Genomic DNA, 15810 nt, shown 5'->3' with positions numbered 1-15810 from the left:
GCTGGCGGCCTATATCATGAACTCCGCCAGAACCTCATCTTCGGTGATGTCGCGATAGGCAAAGCCGCGCTCGGTCATCTGCGCGAACAGCGTGTCGAAGCTCTCCGGCGCGCCGGATTCGATCCCGATCAGGACCGAGCCGAAATTGCGCGCCGATTTCTTGAGATACTCGAACCGGGCGATATCCTGATCCGGCCCCAGAAGCGCCAGAAAATCCTTGAGCGCGCCGGGGCGTTGCGGCAGGCGCAGGATGAAGTATTTCTTTACCCCCCGATAGCGCATCGCGCGTTCCGCGACCTCTGGCAGGCGCTCGAAATCGAAATTCCCGCCCGAGGTGACGCAGACGATGGTCTGGCCCTGGATCACCGCGCCCAGATCAACCAGCGCGTCGATGGTCAGCGCGCCTGCCGGTTCCAGCACGATGCCCTCGATATTCAGCATCTCCTGGATGGTGACGCAGATGCGGTTTTCGGGCGCGATCAGCACATCGCCGGGATCGGTCTGGCGCAAGACCTCGAAGGGCGCGTCGCCGATCCGGGCCACGGCCGCGCCATCGACGAAATTGTCGACGCGCGGCAGGGTGACGGGTTCGCCCGCCTTGAGCGCCGCGCTCAGGCTGGCCCCGCCCGCAGGCTCCACCAGCTTCAGCCGCGTGGGCGCGCCGATCCCGGCCAGGTAGGCGGTGACGCCCGAGGACAGCCCGCCGCCGCCGACCGGCAGCACCAGACGGTCCGGGGCGGACCCCAGCTGTTCGATCAGTTCCACCGCGACCGAGGCTTGCCCTTCCATCACGTCGAGATCGTCGAAGGGCGACAGAAAATGCGCGCCGCTGGTGGCGCAGAACGCCTGCGCGGCGGCCAGCGTGTCGTCGAAATAGTCACCGACCAGCCGGATCTCGATGGCGTCGCCGCCGAAGACCTGCGTTTTGGCGATCTTCTGTTTGGGTGTCGTGACCGGCATGAAGATGGTGCCATGCCGGTTCAGGTGGCGGCAGACATAGGCCACCCCCTGCGCGTGGTTCCCCGCACTGGCGCAGACAAAGCTGTCCTGATCGGGATGCGCGGCCAGATGCTTGGATATCGCGTTGAAGGCACCACGGATCTTGTAGCTGCGCACCGGCGACAGATCCTCGCGCTTGAGCCAGATCCCGGCCCCGAACCTCTCCGACAGGAAGGCGTTGCGCAGAAGCGGCGTGGGCGGAAAGAGGTCGCGCATCGCGTCCGTGGCGCGGCGCACATTTCCGGCGAACCCCGTCATGACAGGGACCGGCCCTCGATCTGCATTCCGTAGACGGTTGTCATCAGCGACAGGTTCAGCAGGATCTGGATCCAGTAGACCCCGGCCACCAGCACCAGCCCGACCAGCGTGCTGCCGAAGATCGCCTCGACCGCGCCGCTGAGGACAGTGATGGAAATGGCGATGATCACGATCGGCACCAGGATATCGGTCGAGACGGGCTTGGTCGCCTGCCAGGATTCCGCGATCCGCATCTTCTCGCCCAATGCGGCGGCGGGCAGGATCAGCCCGATCCGCACCGCGACCCAGGAAATGCCCATCGCGATACCGATGGCGACGAACCAGATCACCAGCACCGATTGCGTGGCCAGGATCAAGGCCCCGGACGCGATGCCGATGGCCAGAACGATCAGGATCATCACCAGCACCAGGATGATCAGCCGCCCGATATAGGATTTCACGTTCTGCCCGTGCCATTGCGGCACGATGCCGGCCCCGTATTCCTCGCGCAGGACAAAACGGTGCCAGCCGACCGCGGCCCAGGCCGAGAGGATCAGGTTGAGGATCGAGACCAGGAATATGAAACCGGGATATTCCGGCATCGGAATTCCGTCGGGCCCCGGCACCGTCTGCGCCGAAAGCCAGACCAGCACCAGCATCGGGGCCGCCGTCAGGAACAGGGTCAGCCGAACCGCCTGCCCGAGGTTGCCGAACACCTGCCGCACCACGTGCTGCAACATCTTGTAGCCATCATCCATCGCCGTCGCCCTCCTTGCTTCCCCCCTGAAAACCCGGTATCGCCCGCGCGGTCAATCTCATATTCCCGGAGTGCCTGAAATGTCCGCGCCCAAGAAAGTCGTCCTTGCCTATTCCGGTGGTCTCGATACGTCGATCATCCTGAAATGGCTGCAGACGGAATATGGCTGCGAGGTCATTACCTTCACCGCCGATCTGGGCCAGGGCGAGGAGCTTGATCCGGCGCGCGAGAAAGCCGAGCTTCTGGGGATCAAGCGCGAGAATATCCATATCGAGGATGTGCGCGAGGAATTCGTGCGCGATTTCGTCTTCCCGATGTTCCGCGCCAATGCGGTTTATGAAGGGCAGTACCTGCTCGGCACCTCCATCGCGCGGCCGCTGATCTCCAAGCGGTTGGTGGAACTGGCCGCTGAACACGGCGCCGACGCGGTGGCGCATGGCGCGACCGGCAAGGGCAATGACCAGGTGCGGTTCGAACTGGCGGCCTATGCGCTCAACCCCGATATCAAGGTGATCGCGCCGTGGCGGGAATGGGACCTGTCCAGCCGCACCAAGCTGCTGGATTTCGCCGAGAAGAACCAGATCCCCATTGCCAAGGACAAGCGCGGCGAGGCGCCGTTTTCCGTCGATGCGAACCTTCTGCACACCTCGTCGGAGGGCAAGGTGCTGGAAGACCCCGCCGTCGATGCGCCCGATTACGTCTATCAGCGCACCGTGCATCCCGAGGACGCGCCCGACACCCCCGAATATGTCGAGATCGGGTTCGAGAAGGGCGATGCCGTCAGCATCAACGGCGAGGCGATGAGCCCCGCGACGATCCTCACCAAGCTGAACGAGCTTGGCGGCAAGCATGGCTGCGGGCGGCTGGACCTGGTCGAGGGGCGCTTTGTCGGCATGAAGTCACGCGGCATCTATGAGACGCCGGGCGGCACGTTGCTGCTTGAGGCGCATCGCGGGATCGAGAGCATCACCATGGATCGCGGCGCGATGCATCTGAAGGATGAGCTGATGCCGAAATACGCCGAGCTGATCTATAACGGCTTCTGGTTCAGCCCCGAGCGCGAGATGCTGCAAGCCGCGATCGACGCGAGCCAAGCTTACGTGACCGGCACGGTGCGGCTCAAGCTCTACAAGGGGCAGGCGCGCACCGTGGGCCGCTGGTCCGACTACTCGCTCTATTCCGAGGCGCATGTGACGTTTGAGGATGACGCGGGCGCCTATGACCAGAAGGACGCGGCGGGCTTCATCCAGTTGAACGCGCTGCGCCTGAAACTGCTGGCGGCCCGCAAGCGGCGGGTGGAGTGATGGCGCTGGAGCGCCGCAGGGTCGAGAAGGACCACCTGCGCGCGCTCTTCCGGCTGAAGGTGGCCGAGGATCAGGCGGGTCTGGTCGCGCCGAACGAGATCACATTGGCGCAGGCGGCCTATGAGGCGGGTGGGTATGTCTGGGGCCTCTGGGAGGGCGACACTGCCGTTGGTCTCATGGCCATGATCCACCCGCATGAGGCGGGCGGCATGGAAGAGGGCGAAGACCCCGATGCCGCCTATATCTGGCGGCTGATGATCGGGGCGGAGTATCAGGGCAAGGGCCATGGCCGTGCCGCGCTGGACCTGGCCATCGGGCAGGGCCGCGACTGGGGCCTGCCGCGCATTGCCCTGTCGGTGGTGCAGGCCGATAACAGCGCTATCGCCATGTATGAGGCGGCAGGGTTCCGGCGGACGGGCAAGATCATCGAGGATGAGATCGTCCTGTCGCGCGACCTGTGAGCCCTTCGCCGCAACGTCATCATTGACGCGGGGCCGCGCGCGGCGCTCACTGATGCAACCCCGCGAAGGAAGCCCATGCCACCCATGACCCTTACCGAAATATCCGCGCTGATCGGGCGCGGCCTGTCCACCAGCAGCTTTACCGACAGCCTGAAATTCGATTGCGGCGCGGATGGCGTGATCGTCATCGCCGACAAGACCGTGTCGCTTGAGGATGCACCGACCGACTGCACCCTGAGCATCAGCCGCGAGAACCTGCAAAAGCTGATCTTCGGCAAGCTCAACCCGATGACGGGCGTGATGATGGGCAAGCTGAAGGTTTCGGGCGATGCAACCGTCGCGCTGAAACTGGGGCAGCTTCTGAAGGCATGAAAAAGGCCCGCGCCGGGACGACGGCGCGGGCCAAGACAGCCGAACCAGGGTGGGGGCTTATTCGGCCGTGATCGTGGCCATCACAAGGTCGCCGTCCTGACGGATCGGGCCGTCTTCCGAGGCGCCGAGTGTATACTCGAAAACGCCGGTCGACATGCCGCCATCCTCGCCGTGAACCATCAGCATCAGCATGTCGCCCGAGGCAACGTCCTCGGTCAGGATCGCGGTGACATCCATGTTTTCGCCTTCGCCAAGCGGCGCGTGGCCGACGACGGGGCCGGGGGCCATCTCTGCGTCGGTGCGGTGGACGACCAGCCAGCCATTGGCGGGCGCGATCACGCTATCGGCGGAAACGGTGCCGCCCGAGGTATCCTGATCCGACGCGGTGACGGCGGGCGCCATTGCGTGGGCCGCGGCGAAGGCTGCGGCGGCGGACAGGCAAAGGGCGGTGGTTGCGATAATGGTCTTCATGGTTGATCTCCCGTGTCTGTTAGGCACGCATTCAGGGCGTGCGATACAGGCAGTCACGAAAGACCCGCGGAGAGAGTTTCACCGGCGCCGGATTTTTTTTTGGCCTTGGCGCGCGCGTCAGTGCCCGCGCAGAAACTCCTCCTCGCCCATGACGCGCGACAGCCGTGTGCGGTCAAAGTCGATATGGACGATGCGGCTGGTGCTGTTGTCGTCGGCGACGCGGCGGAACCAGAACTGATCCTCGCTGAAATTGCCGCGCTGCATGATCCAGCGCACCATCGAGGCGGTCAGCCCCTTATAGGGCGCGATCAGGTCGATGATCCACAGACGGTCGCCCGATTGCCAATCCTCCGGCTCAAGCGCCTCGCCGGTGATCAGCTTTTCCTCGGCCTCGCCGTTCAGCCAGCCCCAGGTGAACATGCCGCGCGGCACGTCGTCGAACCGGAAGATACGAAACTGGCCAAGCTCGATCGCCGGTTCGAAATAGGTCCGCAGCAGGCTGACCTGCATCCGCGTGTGGCGTGGTGACCGGAAGGCCAGGAACATCACATCGCCATAAACCCCCAGCTTGTCGCGCGAGGGGCGTTCCAGTGGCGGCAGCGTTGCGCCGGTGGTGTCGGTCCTGGCGTTCATGACGCGTCCGCCAGCATCGCCGCCTCCCAGACCTTGAGGGCGGGGCGGGTGACGGGCGGGCGGTCTGCGTCCGATTGCAGGGTGGGGAAGAGGGCGAACAGTTCCTCGCGCACGTCGTCTTCGAGGCCGCAGAGCGTGTAATCGCCGGGATGGAAGCTCTCGGTGGGGGTGTTCTCGGTGTAGATGACCTCGTGATTGTCGAAGAGCAGGTGGAAATATTCGACCTCCTCCGCCTGGGTATCGACGCGGATCGAGTGATCGTTGACCAGCCCCTTGGCGGGGGCAAGCACCTGCGCCTCGCCGAACAGCAGGTCGGCGCGCCAGTCATCCAGGTAGATCCGGTGCTGCGGTGAAACCACAAGGTCGCGGGCGGGCCGTGCGGGGCCGAAAGCATCCTGTGCGATGCGAACCGGGCGCAGGCTGGGGTCGGCAGCAAGCGCCGCGCGGTCCAGCCTGCGCGAGCCGATCCAGCGCACCCGCTGCGGCGGGCCGTCCAGGGTGCGGACAAGATCGCCCGTGGCCAGGGTTTCAACGGCCACCGGGCCCCCGGGCGTGTCGATCATGGTGCCGCGCGCGACACAGATCAGGATGTTGATCGTGACCGTGTCATCGTCGGAATTGCCGCCGCTCGTGCCCACGATGGTGAAGCTGACCACCTGGTCGCTGCCAGACTGGATGACTGCCGAACGATCCACGGTGAAGGTGTATTCGCCCGTCACCGTGTTGAAGCTGAGCGTGCCCCAAGCCGTTGTATTGAGGGCGGAAAAGCTGTAGCCGCCGGTCGCTTCGCCCTGGCTGTTGCCGGAGGTGAGCGAGACGACGTCGAAATCGCCGCTGATCGTGGTCGCGGAGGGATCGCTCAGATCGAGCGTGAGGCCCCAATCATTGGGGCCGCCGGTGGCGTTGCCACTGACATCTGCAATATTGTAACCCATGATACGCCTGTAAGTCTTCGACTGCACGAGTGCCGCGATTTCGCGGTCGTTGGGGGCAGTTCATCACAGAAATCTGGCGTTTGAAAGGCAACCGGCGTCAAACGGGGTCTGGTGCGGCGGAAAGCAGCGCGTGGCGGCGCAGGTGGTCGTAGCAGGGCATGGCGCGGGCCAGGAGGGCAGCATCCGCGCCGGTCAGGTCCGGCAGCGCGCCCTCGGCTCCGGCAAAGCCCGTGCTGGCATGGATCGCGCCATACCAGTGCTTCGCCCAGATGCCGTCGCTGGCGTGGCCACCGGCGGGCCATTCCAGCATCCGATCGGTGAAGTCGAGACCGATTGCGGCGCAGAGTTTTCGCAGCATTTTCCGTGGGTTGGCGCGGATGTCATGGCTGTCGATGACGATGCCGCCGAGCCGGTCGAAAAGCGCCACCTGTTGCGGAAATCCGAGGTCTTCCAGCGTCGCGTTGCCCCGTTTCGCACCATAGGAGGCGATGACGCGGGCGGGGTGGCGGATCAGGTGGACATGGGTGCAGTTCGCGGCCCAATCCATCGGGAATCCGTCCAGCATGTGATGCGGCATCTGTTTCATATAATGATGCTTTTTGCCCTCGGGCACCGGCCCGGCGCAGCGCGCGGCGACCTTGTCGGGGTCGCTTTCATGGGCGGCGATGATCTCGTCCGCCAAGGGGTGATCCGAGCCGCTTTCCTTGAGATAGGCGGCGTAGAAAGGCTCGTCCCAGACCGCGCAATCGCCGCGTGCGGCGAAGGCATACATCATCGCGGTCGAAAGGTTCCTCGGCCCGCTCCACATGGCGATTTTCATGATGCACCCCCCTGTACACCCCCCGATGCACCCCCCGTGCATACGCGGGTGGCCCGCGTCCTCGCGTTGGATCACCCGCGCGTGATCTCACACGGGATTGCATTGTGTTTCAAGATGCGCCGCCCGCAGGATGGGGCGAGAACGCTGAAAAGGGAGGTTCGTCATGCCGCGCATTCGCATCAAAGAGAAGGTCAGGACAACCGCGCTGGGCCTTGCCATCGTGCTCGGCGTCATTGTCCATGGCAGCCGCGCCCATGCCGGGGAGATACGCGGCACGGCCGTCGCGGGCGGCTGTTTCTGGTGCGTCGAGAGCGATTTCGAATCGGTGCCGGGTGTGGTCGGGGTGGTGGCCGAGCTCTGGGGCGATGCCGTGCCGGTTGCGGGCGATCATTGAGGGCGTGATTTCTTCATGGGTTCGAATTGCTGCGCAATCCGACCGATGCGAGGGGTCAACCCCTCGCGCTCCCCGAGGTATTTTCAGCAAAATGAAAGGGAAGCGCGATTGTGTGTGATGGCCGACTCGGGCCTTAGAGGAACACGGCCACGTTGTTGCGCAGCACGATCTCGGCGGCGAAGATGCCCAGGATCACGATGAGCGGCGCCAGGTCGATGCCGCCCATGTTCGGCAGGGTGCGGCGGATCGGGCCATAGACCGGCTCGAGCAACCTGTTCAGCCCGGTCCAGATCTGCACCACCACGGGCTGGCGCATGTTCAGCACGCCGAAGGTGATCAGCCAGCTCATGATGATATGGGCCAGGATGATGAACTTGGCGACCTGGAGCAGCATCAGGAGAATCTGGTAGATCGAATACATGGGCGCGCTTTCCGGGGCTTGGGGACATGACCGGCTGCACAGGTAAGCGGGGCGGACGGGCTTGGCAAGGGAGTGACGTGACGGCAGAGGTTGACCATGAGGTCATCGGCCCCACGTAACAGGTCTGACAGTCCATTTTCGCGTTAGCGCCATGTATCCCTTTCTCCGCCTTGCCTACCAGCTGCTCGTTACCCGCAACGCCCCGCCGATCGCGCCCACGGACACCCATGTCAGCCATCACCGCTGCTGGCCCTGGGATCTGGACATGTTCCTTGAGCTCAATAACGGGCGCACCCTGACCATCTATGACCTTGGCCGCGTGCCGGGGGCCCGGCGCGCCGGACTGCTGCGTGTCCTGCGCGAGAAGGGCTGGGGCATGACCATGGCCGGGGCCTCGGTGCGCTACCGGTCGCGGGTGCGGGTGTTCGAAAAGGTCGAGATGCACAGCCGCCTGGTCGGCTGGGACGACCGGTTCTTCTACCTCGAACAGAGCATGTGGCGGGGGCAGACCTGCTGCAACCAGATCGTCTATCGCGCGGCGGTGACGGACAAGGGCGGGATCGTACCCGCCGACCGCCTGATGGAGGCCCTGGGTCATGAAGGGCCGCGCCCGAAGATGCCGCAATGGGTGCGCGCCTGGATCGCGGCGGATAACCTGCGGCCCTGGCCGCCGGTCCGCGAGGACGAGACCGAGGCGGAAGCGCCCCGGCGTCTGGCCGGGTAAGGCCGACGCGCGCCCTTTCCCATTGCCAAACGGCCCGAATGCCCCAAGGATGCCCCGCAATGATCGGGCGGGGGGCACATGGCCGAAATCTCACAGAAAAAACGCATCTGGGGCTGGTTCTTCTTCGATTGGGCCAGCCAACCCTACAACACCCTGATGCTGACCTTCATCTTTGGCCCCTATTTCGGGCAGACCGCCGCCGCCGCCCTGATGGCGAATGGCATGTCCGAACAGGCCGCCGAGGCCGAGGCGCAGGCGCTGTGGGGCTACGGCCTGGCGCTGACCGGCGTGATCATCGCCATCCTTGCGCCGATCCTGGGCAGTGTCGCGGACAGTTCCGGGCGGCGCATGCCCTGGGTCTGGATCTTCTCGGTCATGTATGTCGTGGGGGCCTTCGGCTGCTGGTACACGGTGCCGCAGGATTTCTCGGTCTTCTGGGCGCTGGTCTTTTTCGGCATGGGCCTGATCGGGATGGAGTTCGCCACGATCTTCACCAATTCTTTCCTGCCGAGCCTCGGGCCGCGCGAGGAGCTTGGCCGCATCTCGGGCTCGGGATGGGGGTTCGGCTATGTCGGCGGTGTGCTGGCGCTGGTGATCATGCTGGCCCTGTTCCAGGCGGGCGATAACGGGCTGACCATGGTGGGGCTGGAGCCTCTCTTCGGGCTCGATCCGGGAGCCGGGGAAGATACGCGCATCGTCGGGCCGCTGACGGGCCTGTGGTATGCGGTCTTCATGATCCCCTTCTTCCTCTGGGTGCGCGAGGCGCCGCCGCATGACGGTGCGCATTACCGGATCGGGCAGGGCCTGCGCGACCTGGGGCGGACGCTGAAGGGGTTGCCGAGCCATCCCAGCCTGCTGGCCTATCTGGGCAGTTCGATGTTCTACCGCGATGCGCTGAACGGGATGTATACCTTCGGCGGCATCTACGCGCTTGGCGTGCTGGACTGGTCGATCATGGAGGTGGGGATCTTCGGTATCCTGGCCGCGATCTCGGGCGCGGTCTTTGCCTGGGTCGGCGGCCATGCGGATCGCAAATTCGGGCCGATGCCGGTGATCGTGGTGTGCTGTGTCACGCTGATCTTCACCGCCTGCCTGATCGTCGGCCTCAGCCCCGAGGCCGTTTTCGGAATGGCGGTCGAGGAAGGATCGAGCCTGCCCGATCAGCTCTTCTACCTGGCCGGGCTGCTGATCGGGGCGGCGGGCGGCGCGGTGCAATCTGCCAGCCGCAACATGCTGACGCGGCAGGCCAATCCGGCGCGCATGACCGAGGCTTTCGGACTTTACGCGCTGTCGGGCAAGGCGACGACCTTCCTGGCGCCGTGGCTGATCGGGATGACGACGGACATCACCAACAACCAGAGGCTCGGGGTGACGCCGCTGATCGTGCTGTTCGGAATCGGGCTGATCATGCTAATCTGGGTCAATCCGCGCGGAGAGGGGGCAAGAACATGATCCGGGGAGTTCTGGGACTTTTCGCGGTGACGCTGCTGGCGTCCTGCGGTCCGGGGGGCGAGGAATCGGCGGGCTATGTCGCCGTGCGGCAGGCCGATAGCCGTCCGGCGCGCGAATTGTTCGGCTATGTGCCGGATGCCAGCGAGGGGCGCGGGCAGGCCCTTGGCGGCTATGCGCGCGGCTGTCTGGCGGGGGCCGCGCAGCTGCCCGAAACCGGTCCGACATGGCAGGCGATGCGGCTGTCACGCAACCGCAACTGGGCGCATCCCGCGATGGTGGAGTTTCTGCAGGATCTGTCGCGCTTTGCCGCCACGCAACCGGGGTGGGAGGGGCTTTATGTCGGCGACATCAGCCAGCCGCGCGGCGGGCCGGTGACGGGCCATGCCAGCCACCAGATCGGGATGGATGCCGATATCTGGATGCTGCCGCCCGACCGGCTGAACCTGAGCGCGGCGGAACGCGAGACTGTCTCCTCGGTCTCGTTGCGGCGGGCCGAGGGGGCCTATGTCAACGATGCCTGGACAGAGCAGCATTGGGCGATCCTGCGCGAGGCGGCCAGCGATCCGCGCGTGTCGCGCATCTTCCTGTTTCCCGGTGCCAAGGTCTGGATGTGCGACAACGAGACCGGCAACCGCGATTACCTGCGCCAGATCCGGCCCTGGTACGGGCATTATTCCCATTTCCATGTCCGGCTGAGATGCCCGGCGGGCTCACCGGGGTGCGAGGATCAGACCCCGCCGCCGCCCGGTGACGGCTGCGCGGAGGCGCGTGAATGGCAGGCCAATATCCTGAACCCGCCGCCGCCGCAGCCGCCCGACCCGGACGCACCGCCGCCCGAGCCGCGCCGTGAAATCACCCTTGGCGACCTGCCCGCGCAATGCACCGCCGTTCTGGCCGACGGCTAAGCGCCGCGCTGGTCGCGCTGACCTGTCTCGGCGCACCGGCTTGGGCGCAGGAGGCACGGCTGATCGGCGCGCTGACGCTGCGGGTGGATCATCCGCAATGGGGCGGTCTGTCGGGCGTCGAAATGGCCGCGGACGGCGGGTCGCTGGTCGCGGTCTCGGATCGCGGGATCCTGTTTCGCGCGACCGTGACGCGGGACGAGAGCGGGCAAATCACCGGCCTGACACTGCTCACCACGGATGAGTTGACGGGCCGCGACGGGCAGCGGGGGCCGTGGGCGGCGCGTGACAGCGAGGGGCTGGCGATGCGGGCCGACGGCACGCTCTTCATCTCGTTCGAGGGCGATCACCGGGTGGCGCGTTACATTGGCGGCGGGGCCTCGGAACCGCTGCCGCCGCATCCCGATTTCGCCGGGTTGCAGGAAAACGCCTCGCTCGAGGCGCTGGCCGTGGATGCGGAGGGCACGCTCTATGCCCTGCCGGAACGGTCCGGCGAAACGACCCGCCCCTTCCCGGTCTTCCGCTATCGAAACGGCGCCTGGGACGGGGATTTGAGCCTCCCCCGCGAGGGGGATTTCCTGGCCGTGGGGGCGGATTTCGACGATCGCGGGCGGTTCTACCTGCTGGAGCGGGATTTCAGCCTGTTCTTCGGCTTCGCCACCCGCATCCGGCGCTTCGAGATCACGGAGTCTGGCCTGGGAAGGGGCGAGGTGCTCTTGCAGACCCGCGCCGGGCAACATTCCAACCTGGAGGGCCTGAGCCTCTGGCGGGACGCGGCGGGGCGGCTGGTGGCCAGCATGGTCTCGGACGATAATTTCAGCCCGCTCCTGCCGACACAGGTGGTGGAATATTACCTTGCGGAATAGGCGAATTGGCCGCGTTCTCCCCGCATCCGCTCCGCGTTGCTGACACATTTTTCTCCTAGACAAGGTGGGAGTGAGAATGAGGCCCCGCCATGCCGGTCTATTACGGCTATTCCAACGCCATCTTTGGCACCCAGTCGACGGTCAACGGATCGCCGGTCAACTATGCGTTTGGCCCGACCGTTGGCGGCACCTGGACCTGGACCGGCTCGACCACTTCGTTTCATGTGCGCGAGAATGACGGCGCGACTCTCTATAACGGCGATCCCACCAACGAACAGGTCAGCGGGCAGGAGCAGATCGGCGGGGCGTGGGAGCAGGTCACGCTGATCGGCGGCACCTATTACCAGACGATCTGGGATTACACGTTCGAGATCGAGGCCGCCGATGGCACGCTCTACCGCGTGGCCGTGATCGACGTCGACCTCAACAATGACGACGACCTGAACGATGCCGGCGAGGATGGCTATTACCTGGTCTTCCCCGATGGTGTGCCGCCCGCGGGGGTCAACTACACCGTCAACGGGATCGTCGAGAATGACGATTTCGTACCCCATGCCGATCTGGGTGCCACCATCGTCTGCTTCACCGAGGGCACCATGATCGAGACCGAGCACGGGCCCCGCGCGATCGAGACGCTTCAGCAGGGCGACCGTGTCCTGACCCGCGATGACGGCTATCAGCCGCTGCGCTGGATCGGCACGAGGCGGGTGCGCGCCGAGGGCGACCTGGCCCCGGTCCTGTTCCAGCCCGGAACCGTGGGCAATGACCGCCCGCTGCTGGTCTCGCCGCTGCACCGGATGCTGATGTCGGATTGGCGGGTGGAGCTGTTGACCGGCGAGCCACGGGCGCTGATCGCGGCGCGCGATCTGGTCAATGACCGCGATATCGTGCGGCAACGCGGCGGGTGGATCACCTATGTGCATATCCTCTTTGACCGGCATCAGATCGTCTATGCTGAAGGCGCGCCGAGCGAGAGCCTGCATCCCGGCCACTGTGCCCTTGATGCGCTGGAGCGTGAAAGCCGCGCCGAGGTGATCGCGCTGTTCCCTGAATTGGCCGAGGATGTGGCCAGCTACGGGCCCGCCGCCGCCACGGTGGTCAAGGGCTACCAGGCCGCCTGTATCGCGCGACTGGCGGGCTAGGTGGGGGCAACCTGCGTCGACACCAGGTTTCTTCGCGCGGGATCGACCCCGCGCATCTCCCGGCGTTAGGCGTCGCCTTCCAGCCGGTCGTCGCCGCGGCCCGGAATATCGCTGCGTTTGGTCGGCTCGGGCCACGTGTCGATGACCTGCACTGCCTCATCCGCTGTTTCGACAAAGCGGAAGAGGTGCAGATCCTCCTCGGATATCGTCCCCGCCTCGGCCAGCGCGTCCCAGTTGATGATCTTGCGCCAGAACGCCTCGCCGAAGAGGAGGAAGGGCACCCGTTCCATGCGGCCCGTCTGGATCAGGGTCAGCGCCTCGAAGGTCTCGTCCAGCGTGCCGAAGCCGCCGGGAAAGACCGTGATCGCGCAGGCCCGCATCAGGAAATGCATCTTGCGGATCGCGAAATAGTGGAAGTTGAAGCACAGATCGGGCGTGACATATTCGTTCGGCGCCTGTTCATGCGGCAGCACGATATTGAGGCCGATCGACACGCCGCCCGCGTCCTGCGCGCCGCGTGATCCGGCTTCCATCACGCCGGGGCCGCCGCCGGTGACGATGATGTTGTCGTGGCGGCCCGTGTTCAGGCTGCGTTCGGTCATGATGCGGGCGAATTTGCGCGCCTCGTCATAGTATTTCGACAGGTCGCGCAGGGTGTCGGTGCGGGCCAGATGCGCCTCGGAGGGGGCCGGGATGCGCGCGCCGCCGAACATCACCACGGTGCTTTCGACGCCGTATTCATCCATCAGCATCTGCGGTTTGAGCAGCTCCAGTTGCAGGCGCACCGGGCGCAGTTCATCCCGGCACATGAAATCGCTGTCGGTGAAGGCCAACCGATAGGCGGGCGCGCGGGTCTGGGCCGTGTCGGGCACGTCCTGCGCGCTCTTGATGTCGGTTTGGGCCTTGCGGAACGGGCCCTGCCGCTGGTCGTCTTTCATTGCGCCTGTCCTTCGTGTTTACCTGTCCCGACGCTATCGTGGGCAGCAGGCAGAGGGAACCGGGAATGCAGGACTGGACAGGAGAGATCGAGGCGGCGCAGGCGCGAATCGCGGCCCATGTGCGGCGGACGCCGGTGATGAAGGCGGTTCTTGGCGGGCATGACGTGGCGCTGAAATTCGAGCATGTGCAGCACACCGGCAGCTTCAAGCCGCGCGGCGCGTTCAACACGCTGCTGTCACGGGAGGTGCCGGAGGCGGGGGTCGTCGCGGCCTCGGGCGGCAATCACGGCGCGGCGGTGGCCTATGCGGCGGCGCAGTTGGGGCACAGGGCCAAGGTCTTCGTGCCGGAGATGGCGGGGCCTGCGAAGATCGCGCTGATCGAGCGGGCAGGGGCCGATCTTGTGGTGGTGCCGGGGGCCTATGCCAATGCGCTGGAGGCGGCCGAGGCGCATGAGGCCGAGACCGGCGCGATGCAGGTCCATGCCTATGATTCCGTGCAGACCGTGGCCGGGCAGGGCACCGTGATGGCGGAATGGGAGGCGCAGGGGCTGGAGGCCGATACGGTGCTGATCGCCGTCGGCGGTGGCGGGCTGATCGCGGGGGCGATGGGCTGGCTGGCGGGGCGGCGCAAGGTTGTGGCGGTGGAGCCTCGCCTCAGTTGTGCGCTCCATGCTGCGTTGCAGCAAGGGGCGCCGGTGGATGTGGATGTGTCGGGTGTCGCGGCAAATGCGCTTGGGGCGCGGCGGATCGGGGAGATCTGCCTGGAGCTTGCGCAGGCGCAGAATATCGAGTCACTTCTTGTAGAAGATGATCGGATCACCGCCGCGCGCACCCTTCTTTGGCGGGAGTTGCGCCAGGCGGTGGAGCCTGCGGGGGCGACGGCAATGGCCGCGCTTCTGTCCGGGGCGTACCGACTGGAAAAGGGGGAACGGGTGGCCGTGCTGCTCTGCGGTGCGAACGCGGCGGGGTTTGACGGGTTGATGTGACGCGCAGCGATGCTGCGCAGCAATTTATTGTATAAGAATGTGTCGCCCCGTGTGATTGCCCGCGTGAGACAGAAACTGTTCCGCGCCGCGCGGCGATTGCATCGCGCGCGGAGCCTGACTATAGCAGCCCGGACCATCGCCAGAACAGGATACATGCCATGACCGCCAATGCCCAACTGGAAGCCGCCATCGAAGCCGCATGGGAGGCGCGCGACCAGATCACGCCCGCGACCACCGGCGAGACCCGCGAGGCGATCGAGGACACGCTGAACGCGCTGGATGGCGGCGGGCTGCGGGTGGCCGAGAAACAGGATGACGGCAAGTGGCATGTCAACCAATGGGCCAAGAAGGCGGTGCTTCTGGGGTTCCGCCTGAAGGACATGGAAATGCAGTCGGGCGCGCCGCAGGGTGCAAGCTGGTTCGACAAGGTGGACAGCAAGTTTGCCGGATGGGGACCGAATGAATGGGGCAATGCGGGGTTCCGCGCCGTGCCCGGCGCCATCGCCCGCAAGTCGGCCTATATCGCGCCCGGCGTGGTGCTGATGCCCTCCTTCGTCAATCTGGGTGCCTACGTGGACAGCGGCACGATGGTGGACACCTGGGCCTCCGTCGGATCCTGCGCGCAGATCGGCAAGAACGTGCATCTGTCGGGTGGCGTCGGCATCGGCGGCGTGCTGGAACCGATGCAGGCGGGCCCCACGATCATCGAGGATGAGTGTTTCATCGGCGCGCGCTCCGAGGTGGTCGAGGGCTGCATCGTGCGCGAAGGATCCGTGCTTGGCATGGGCGTCTATATCGGCCAATCGACCAAGATCGTGGACCGGGAGACCGGCGAGGTTTCCTATGGCGAAGTGCCTGCGGGATCGGTCGTGGTGGCAGGCTCGATGCCGTCCAAGAACGGGGTGAACCTTTACTGCGTCGTGATCGTCAAGCGGGTCGATGCCAGGACACGGGCCAAGACCTCGATCAACGAATTGCTCAGGGCCTGAGGCGCGC

19 protein-coding genes are annotated in these 15810 nt (G+C 65.5%); 11 read left to right on the top strand and 8 right to left on the bottom strand.

Annotated features, from left to right (window positions below; genetic code table 11):
- Positions 1–9 precede the first annotated feature (9 nt).
- Positions 10–1257 (bottom strand): threonine ammonia-lyase IlvA, encoded by a 1248-nt coding sequence (ilvA, locus tag AC13C7_RS16340; protein WP_482868100.1) that lies wholly within the window; start codon positions 1255–1257, stop codon positions 10–12.
- A complete protein-coding gene (locus AC13C7_RS16335) occupies positions 1254–1994 on the bottom strand; it encodes a hypothetical protein (RefSeq protein WP_482868099.1) in 741 nt (246 codons plus the stop codon). The genes ilvA and AC13C7_RS16335 overlap by 4 nt, the downstream gene beginning before the upstream one ends.
- 79 nt (positions 1995–2073) lie before the next feature.
- Between AC13C7_RS16335 and AC13C7_RS16330 the strand changes: the two genes are divergently transcribed.
- The 3 genes from AC13C7_RS16330 (at position 2074) to AC13C7_RS16320 (ending at position 4130) form a co-directional block, all read left to right on the top strand.
- Positions 2074–3297, top strand: a complete 1224-nt coding sequence (locus tag AC13C7_RS16330; RefSeq protein ID WP_172318585.1) for an argininosuccinate synthase — start codon at positions 2074–2076, stop codon at positions 3295–3297.
- Positions 3297–3758 carry a GNAT family N-acetyltransferase gene (locus AC13C7_RS16325; protein ID WP_482868098.1) on the top strand — a complete coding sequence of 154 codons (462 nt, stop codon included), beginning with the start codon at positions 3297–3299 and terminating at the stop codon, positions 3756–3758. The genes AC13C7_RS16330 and AC13C7_RS16325 overlap by 1 nt, the downstream gene beginning before the upstream one ends.
- An 84-nt stretch (positions 3759–3842) precedes the next feature.
- The gene (locus AC13C7_RS16320; protein ID WP_172318589.1) at positions 3843–4130 is read left to right on the top strand and encodes an SCP2 sterol-binding domain-containing protein; all 288 of its coding nucleotides are present in this window, start codon (positions 3843–3845) and stop codon (positions 4128–4130) included.
- Positions 4131–4187: 57 nt separating this feature from the next.
- Here the strand turns inward: AC13C7_RS16320 and AC13C7_RS16315 are convergent, their stop codons facing one another.
- The 4 genes from AC13C7_RS16315 to AC13C7_RS16300 form a co-directional block, all read right to left on the bottom strand.
- Positions 4188–4601, bottom strand: coding sequence for a DUF7282 domain-containing protein (locus AC13C7_RS16315; RefSeq protein WP_172318591.1), 414 nt, complete (start codon positions 4599–4601; stop codon positions 4188–4190).
- A gap of 117 nt (positions 4602–4718) precedes the next feature.
- Positions 4719–5234, bottom strand: a complete 516-nt coding sequence (locus AC13C7_RS16310; protein ID WP_446117888.1) for a toxin-activating lysine-acyltransferase — start codon at positions 5232–5234, stop codon at positions 4719–4721.
- A complete protein-coding gene (locus AC13C7_RS16305) occupies positions 5231–6169 on the bottom strand; it encodes a Hint domain-containing protein (protein WP_482868097.1) in 939 nt (312 codons plus the stop codon). Before AC13C7_RS16305 ends, AC13C7_RS16310 begins: the two co-directional genes overlap by 4 nt.
- A gap of 97 nt (positions 6170–6266) precedes the next feature.
- Positions 6267–6989 carry a sulfotransferase-like domain-containing protein gene (locus AC13C7_RS16300; RefSeq protein WP_482868096.1) on the bottom strand — a complete coding sequence of 241 codons (723 nt, stop codon included), beginning with the start codon at positions 6987–6989 and terminating at the stop codon, positions 6267–6269.
- Between the two features lie 163 nt (positions 6990–7152).
- Between AC13C7_RS16300 and AC13C7_RS16295 the strand changes: the two genes are divergently transcribed.
- Positions 7153–7383, top strand: coding sequence for a peptide-methionine (S)-S-oxide reductase (locus AC13C7_RS16295; RefSeq protein ID WP_482868095.1), 231 nt, complete (start codon positions 7153–7155; stop codon positions 7381–7383).
- A gap of 133 nt (positions 7384–7516) precedes the next feature.
- Here AC13C7_RS16295 and AC13C7_RS16290 read toward each other — a convergent pair whose 3' ends face one another.
- Positions 7517–7804 carry a YggT family protein gene (locus AC13C7_RS16290; protein WP_172318601.1) on the bottom strand — a complete coding sequence of 96 codons (288 nt, stop codon included), beginning with the start codon at positions 7802–7804 and terminating at the stop codon, positions 7517–7519.
- 151 nt (positions 7805–7955) lie between these two features.
- Between AC13C7_RS16290 and AC13C7_RS16285 the strand changes: the two genes are divergently transcribed.
- From AC13C7_RS16285 to AC13C7_RS16265, 5 genes are all read left to right on the top strand, one after another.
- A complete protein-coding gene (locus tag AC13C7_RS16285) occupies positions 7956–8528 on the top strand; it encodes an acyl-CoA thioesterase (protein WP_172318603.1) in 573 nt (190 codons plus the stop codon).
- Positions 8529–8606: 78 nt separating this feature from the next.
- The gene (locus tag AC13C7_RS16280; RefSeq protein WP_172318605.1) at positions 8607–9980 is read left to right on the top strand and encodes an MFS transporter; all 1374 of its coding nucleotides are present in this window, start codon (positions 8607–8609) and stop codon (positions 9978–9980) included.
- Positions 9977–10885 (top strand): penicillin-insensitive murein endopeptidase, encoded by a 909-nt coding sequence (gene mepA / locus AC13C7_RS16275; RefSeq protein WP_482868094.1) that lies wholly within the window; start codon positions 9977–9979, stop codon positions 10883–10885. Before AC13C7_RS16280 ends, mepA begins: the two co-directional genes overlap by 4 nt.
- The gene (locus tag AC13C7_RS16270; protein WP_482868093.1) at positions 10858–11748 is read left to right on the top strand and encodes an esterase-like activity of phytase family protein; all 891 of its coding nucleotides are present in this window, start codon (positions 10858–10860) and stop codon (positions 11746–11748) included. The genes mepA and AC13C7_RS16270 overlap by 28 nt, the downstream gene beginning before the upstream one ends.
- Before the next feature lie 89 nt (positions 11749–11837).
- Positions 11838–12890 (top strand): Hint domain-containing protein, encoded by a 1053-nt coding sequence (locus AC13C7_RS16265; protein ID WP_482868092.1) that lies wholly within the window; start codon positions 11838–11840, stop codon positions 12888–12890.
- A 65-nt stretch (positions 12891–12955) separates the two neighbouring features.
- Here AC13C7_RS16265 and AC13C7_RS16260 read toward each other — a convergent pair whose 3' ends face one another.
- Positions 12956–13828 (bottom strand): LOG family protein, encoded by an 873-nt coding sequence (locus tag AC13C7_RS16260; protein ID WP_482868091.1) that lies wholly within the window; start codon positions 13826–13828, stop codon positions 12956–12958.
- Positions 13829–13893: 65 nt separating this feature from the next.
- On the opposite strand from AC13C7_RS16260, the gene AC13C7_RS16255 reads away from it, so the two are divergent.
- Positions 13894–14814 carry a threonine/serine dehydratase gene (locus AC13C7_RS16255; protein WP_482868090.1) on the top strand — a complete coding sequence of 307 codons (921 nt, stop codon included), beginning with the start codon at positions 13894–13896 and terminating at the stop codon, positions 14812–14814.
- A 158-nt stretch (positions 14815–14972) separates the two neighbouring features.
- Complete coding sequence (dapD, locus tag AC13C7_RS16250; RefSeq protein WP_172318617.1) at positions 14973–15803, top strand: 2,3,4,5-tetrahydropyridine-2,6-dicarboxylate N-succinyltransferase; 831 nt, start codon at positions 14973–14975, stop codon at positions 15801–15803.
- Positions 15804–15810: the final 7 nt, after the last annotated feature.

The organism is Alterinioella sp. B-7 (assembly GCF_056857775.1).
This window is presented reverse-complemented; position numbering and strand designations above follow the sequence as displayed.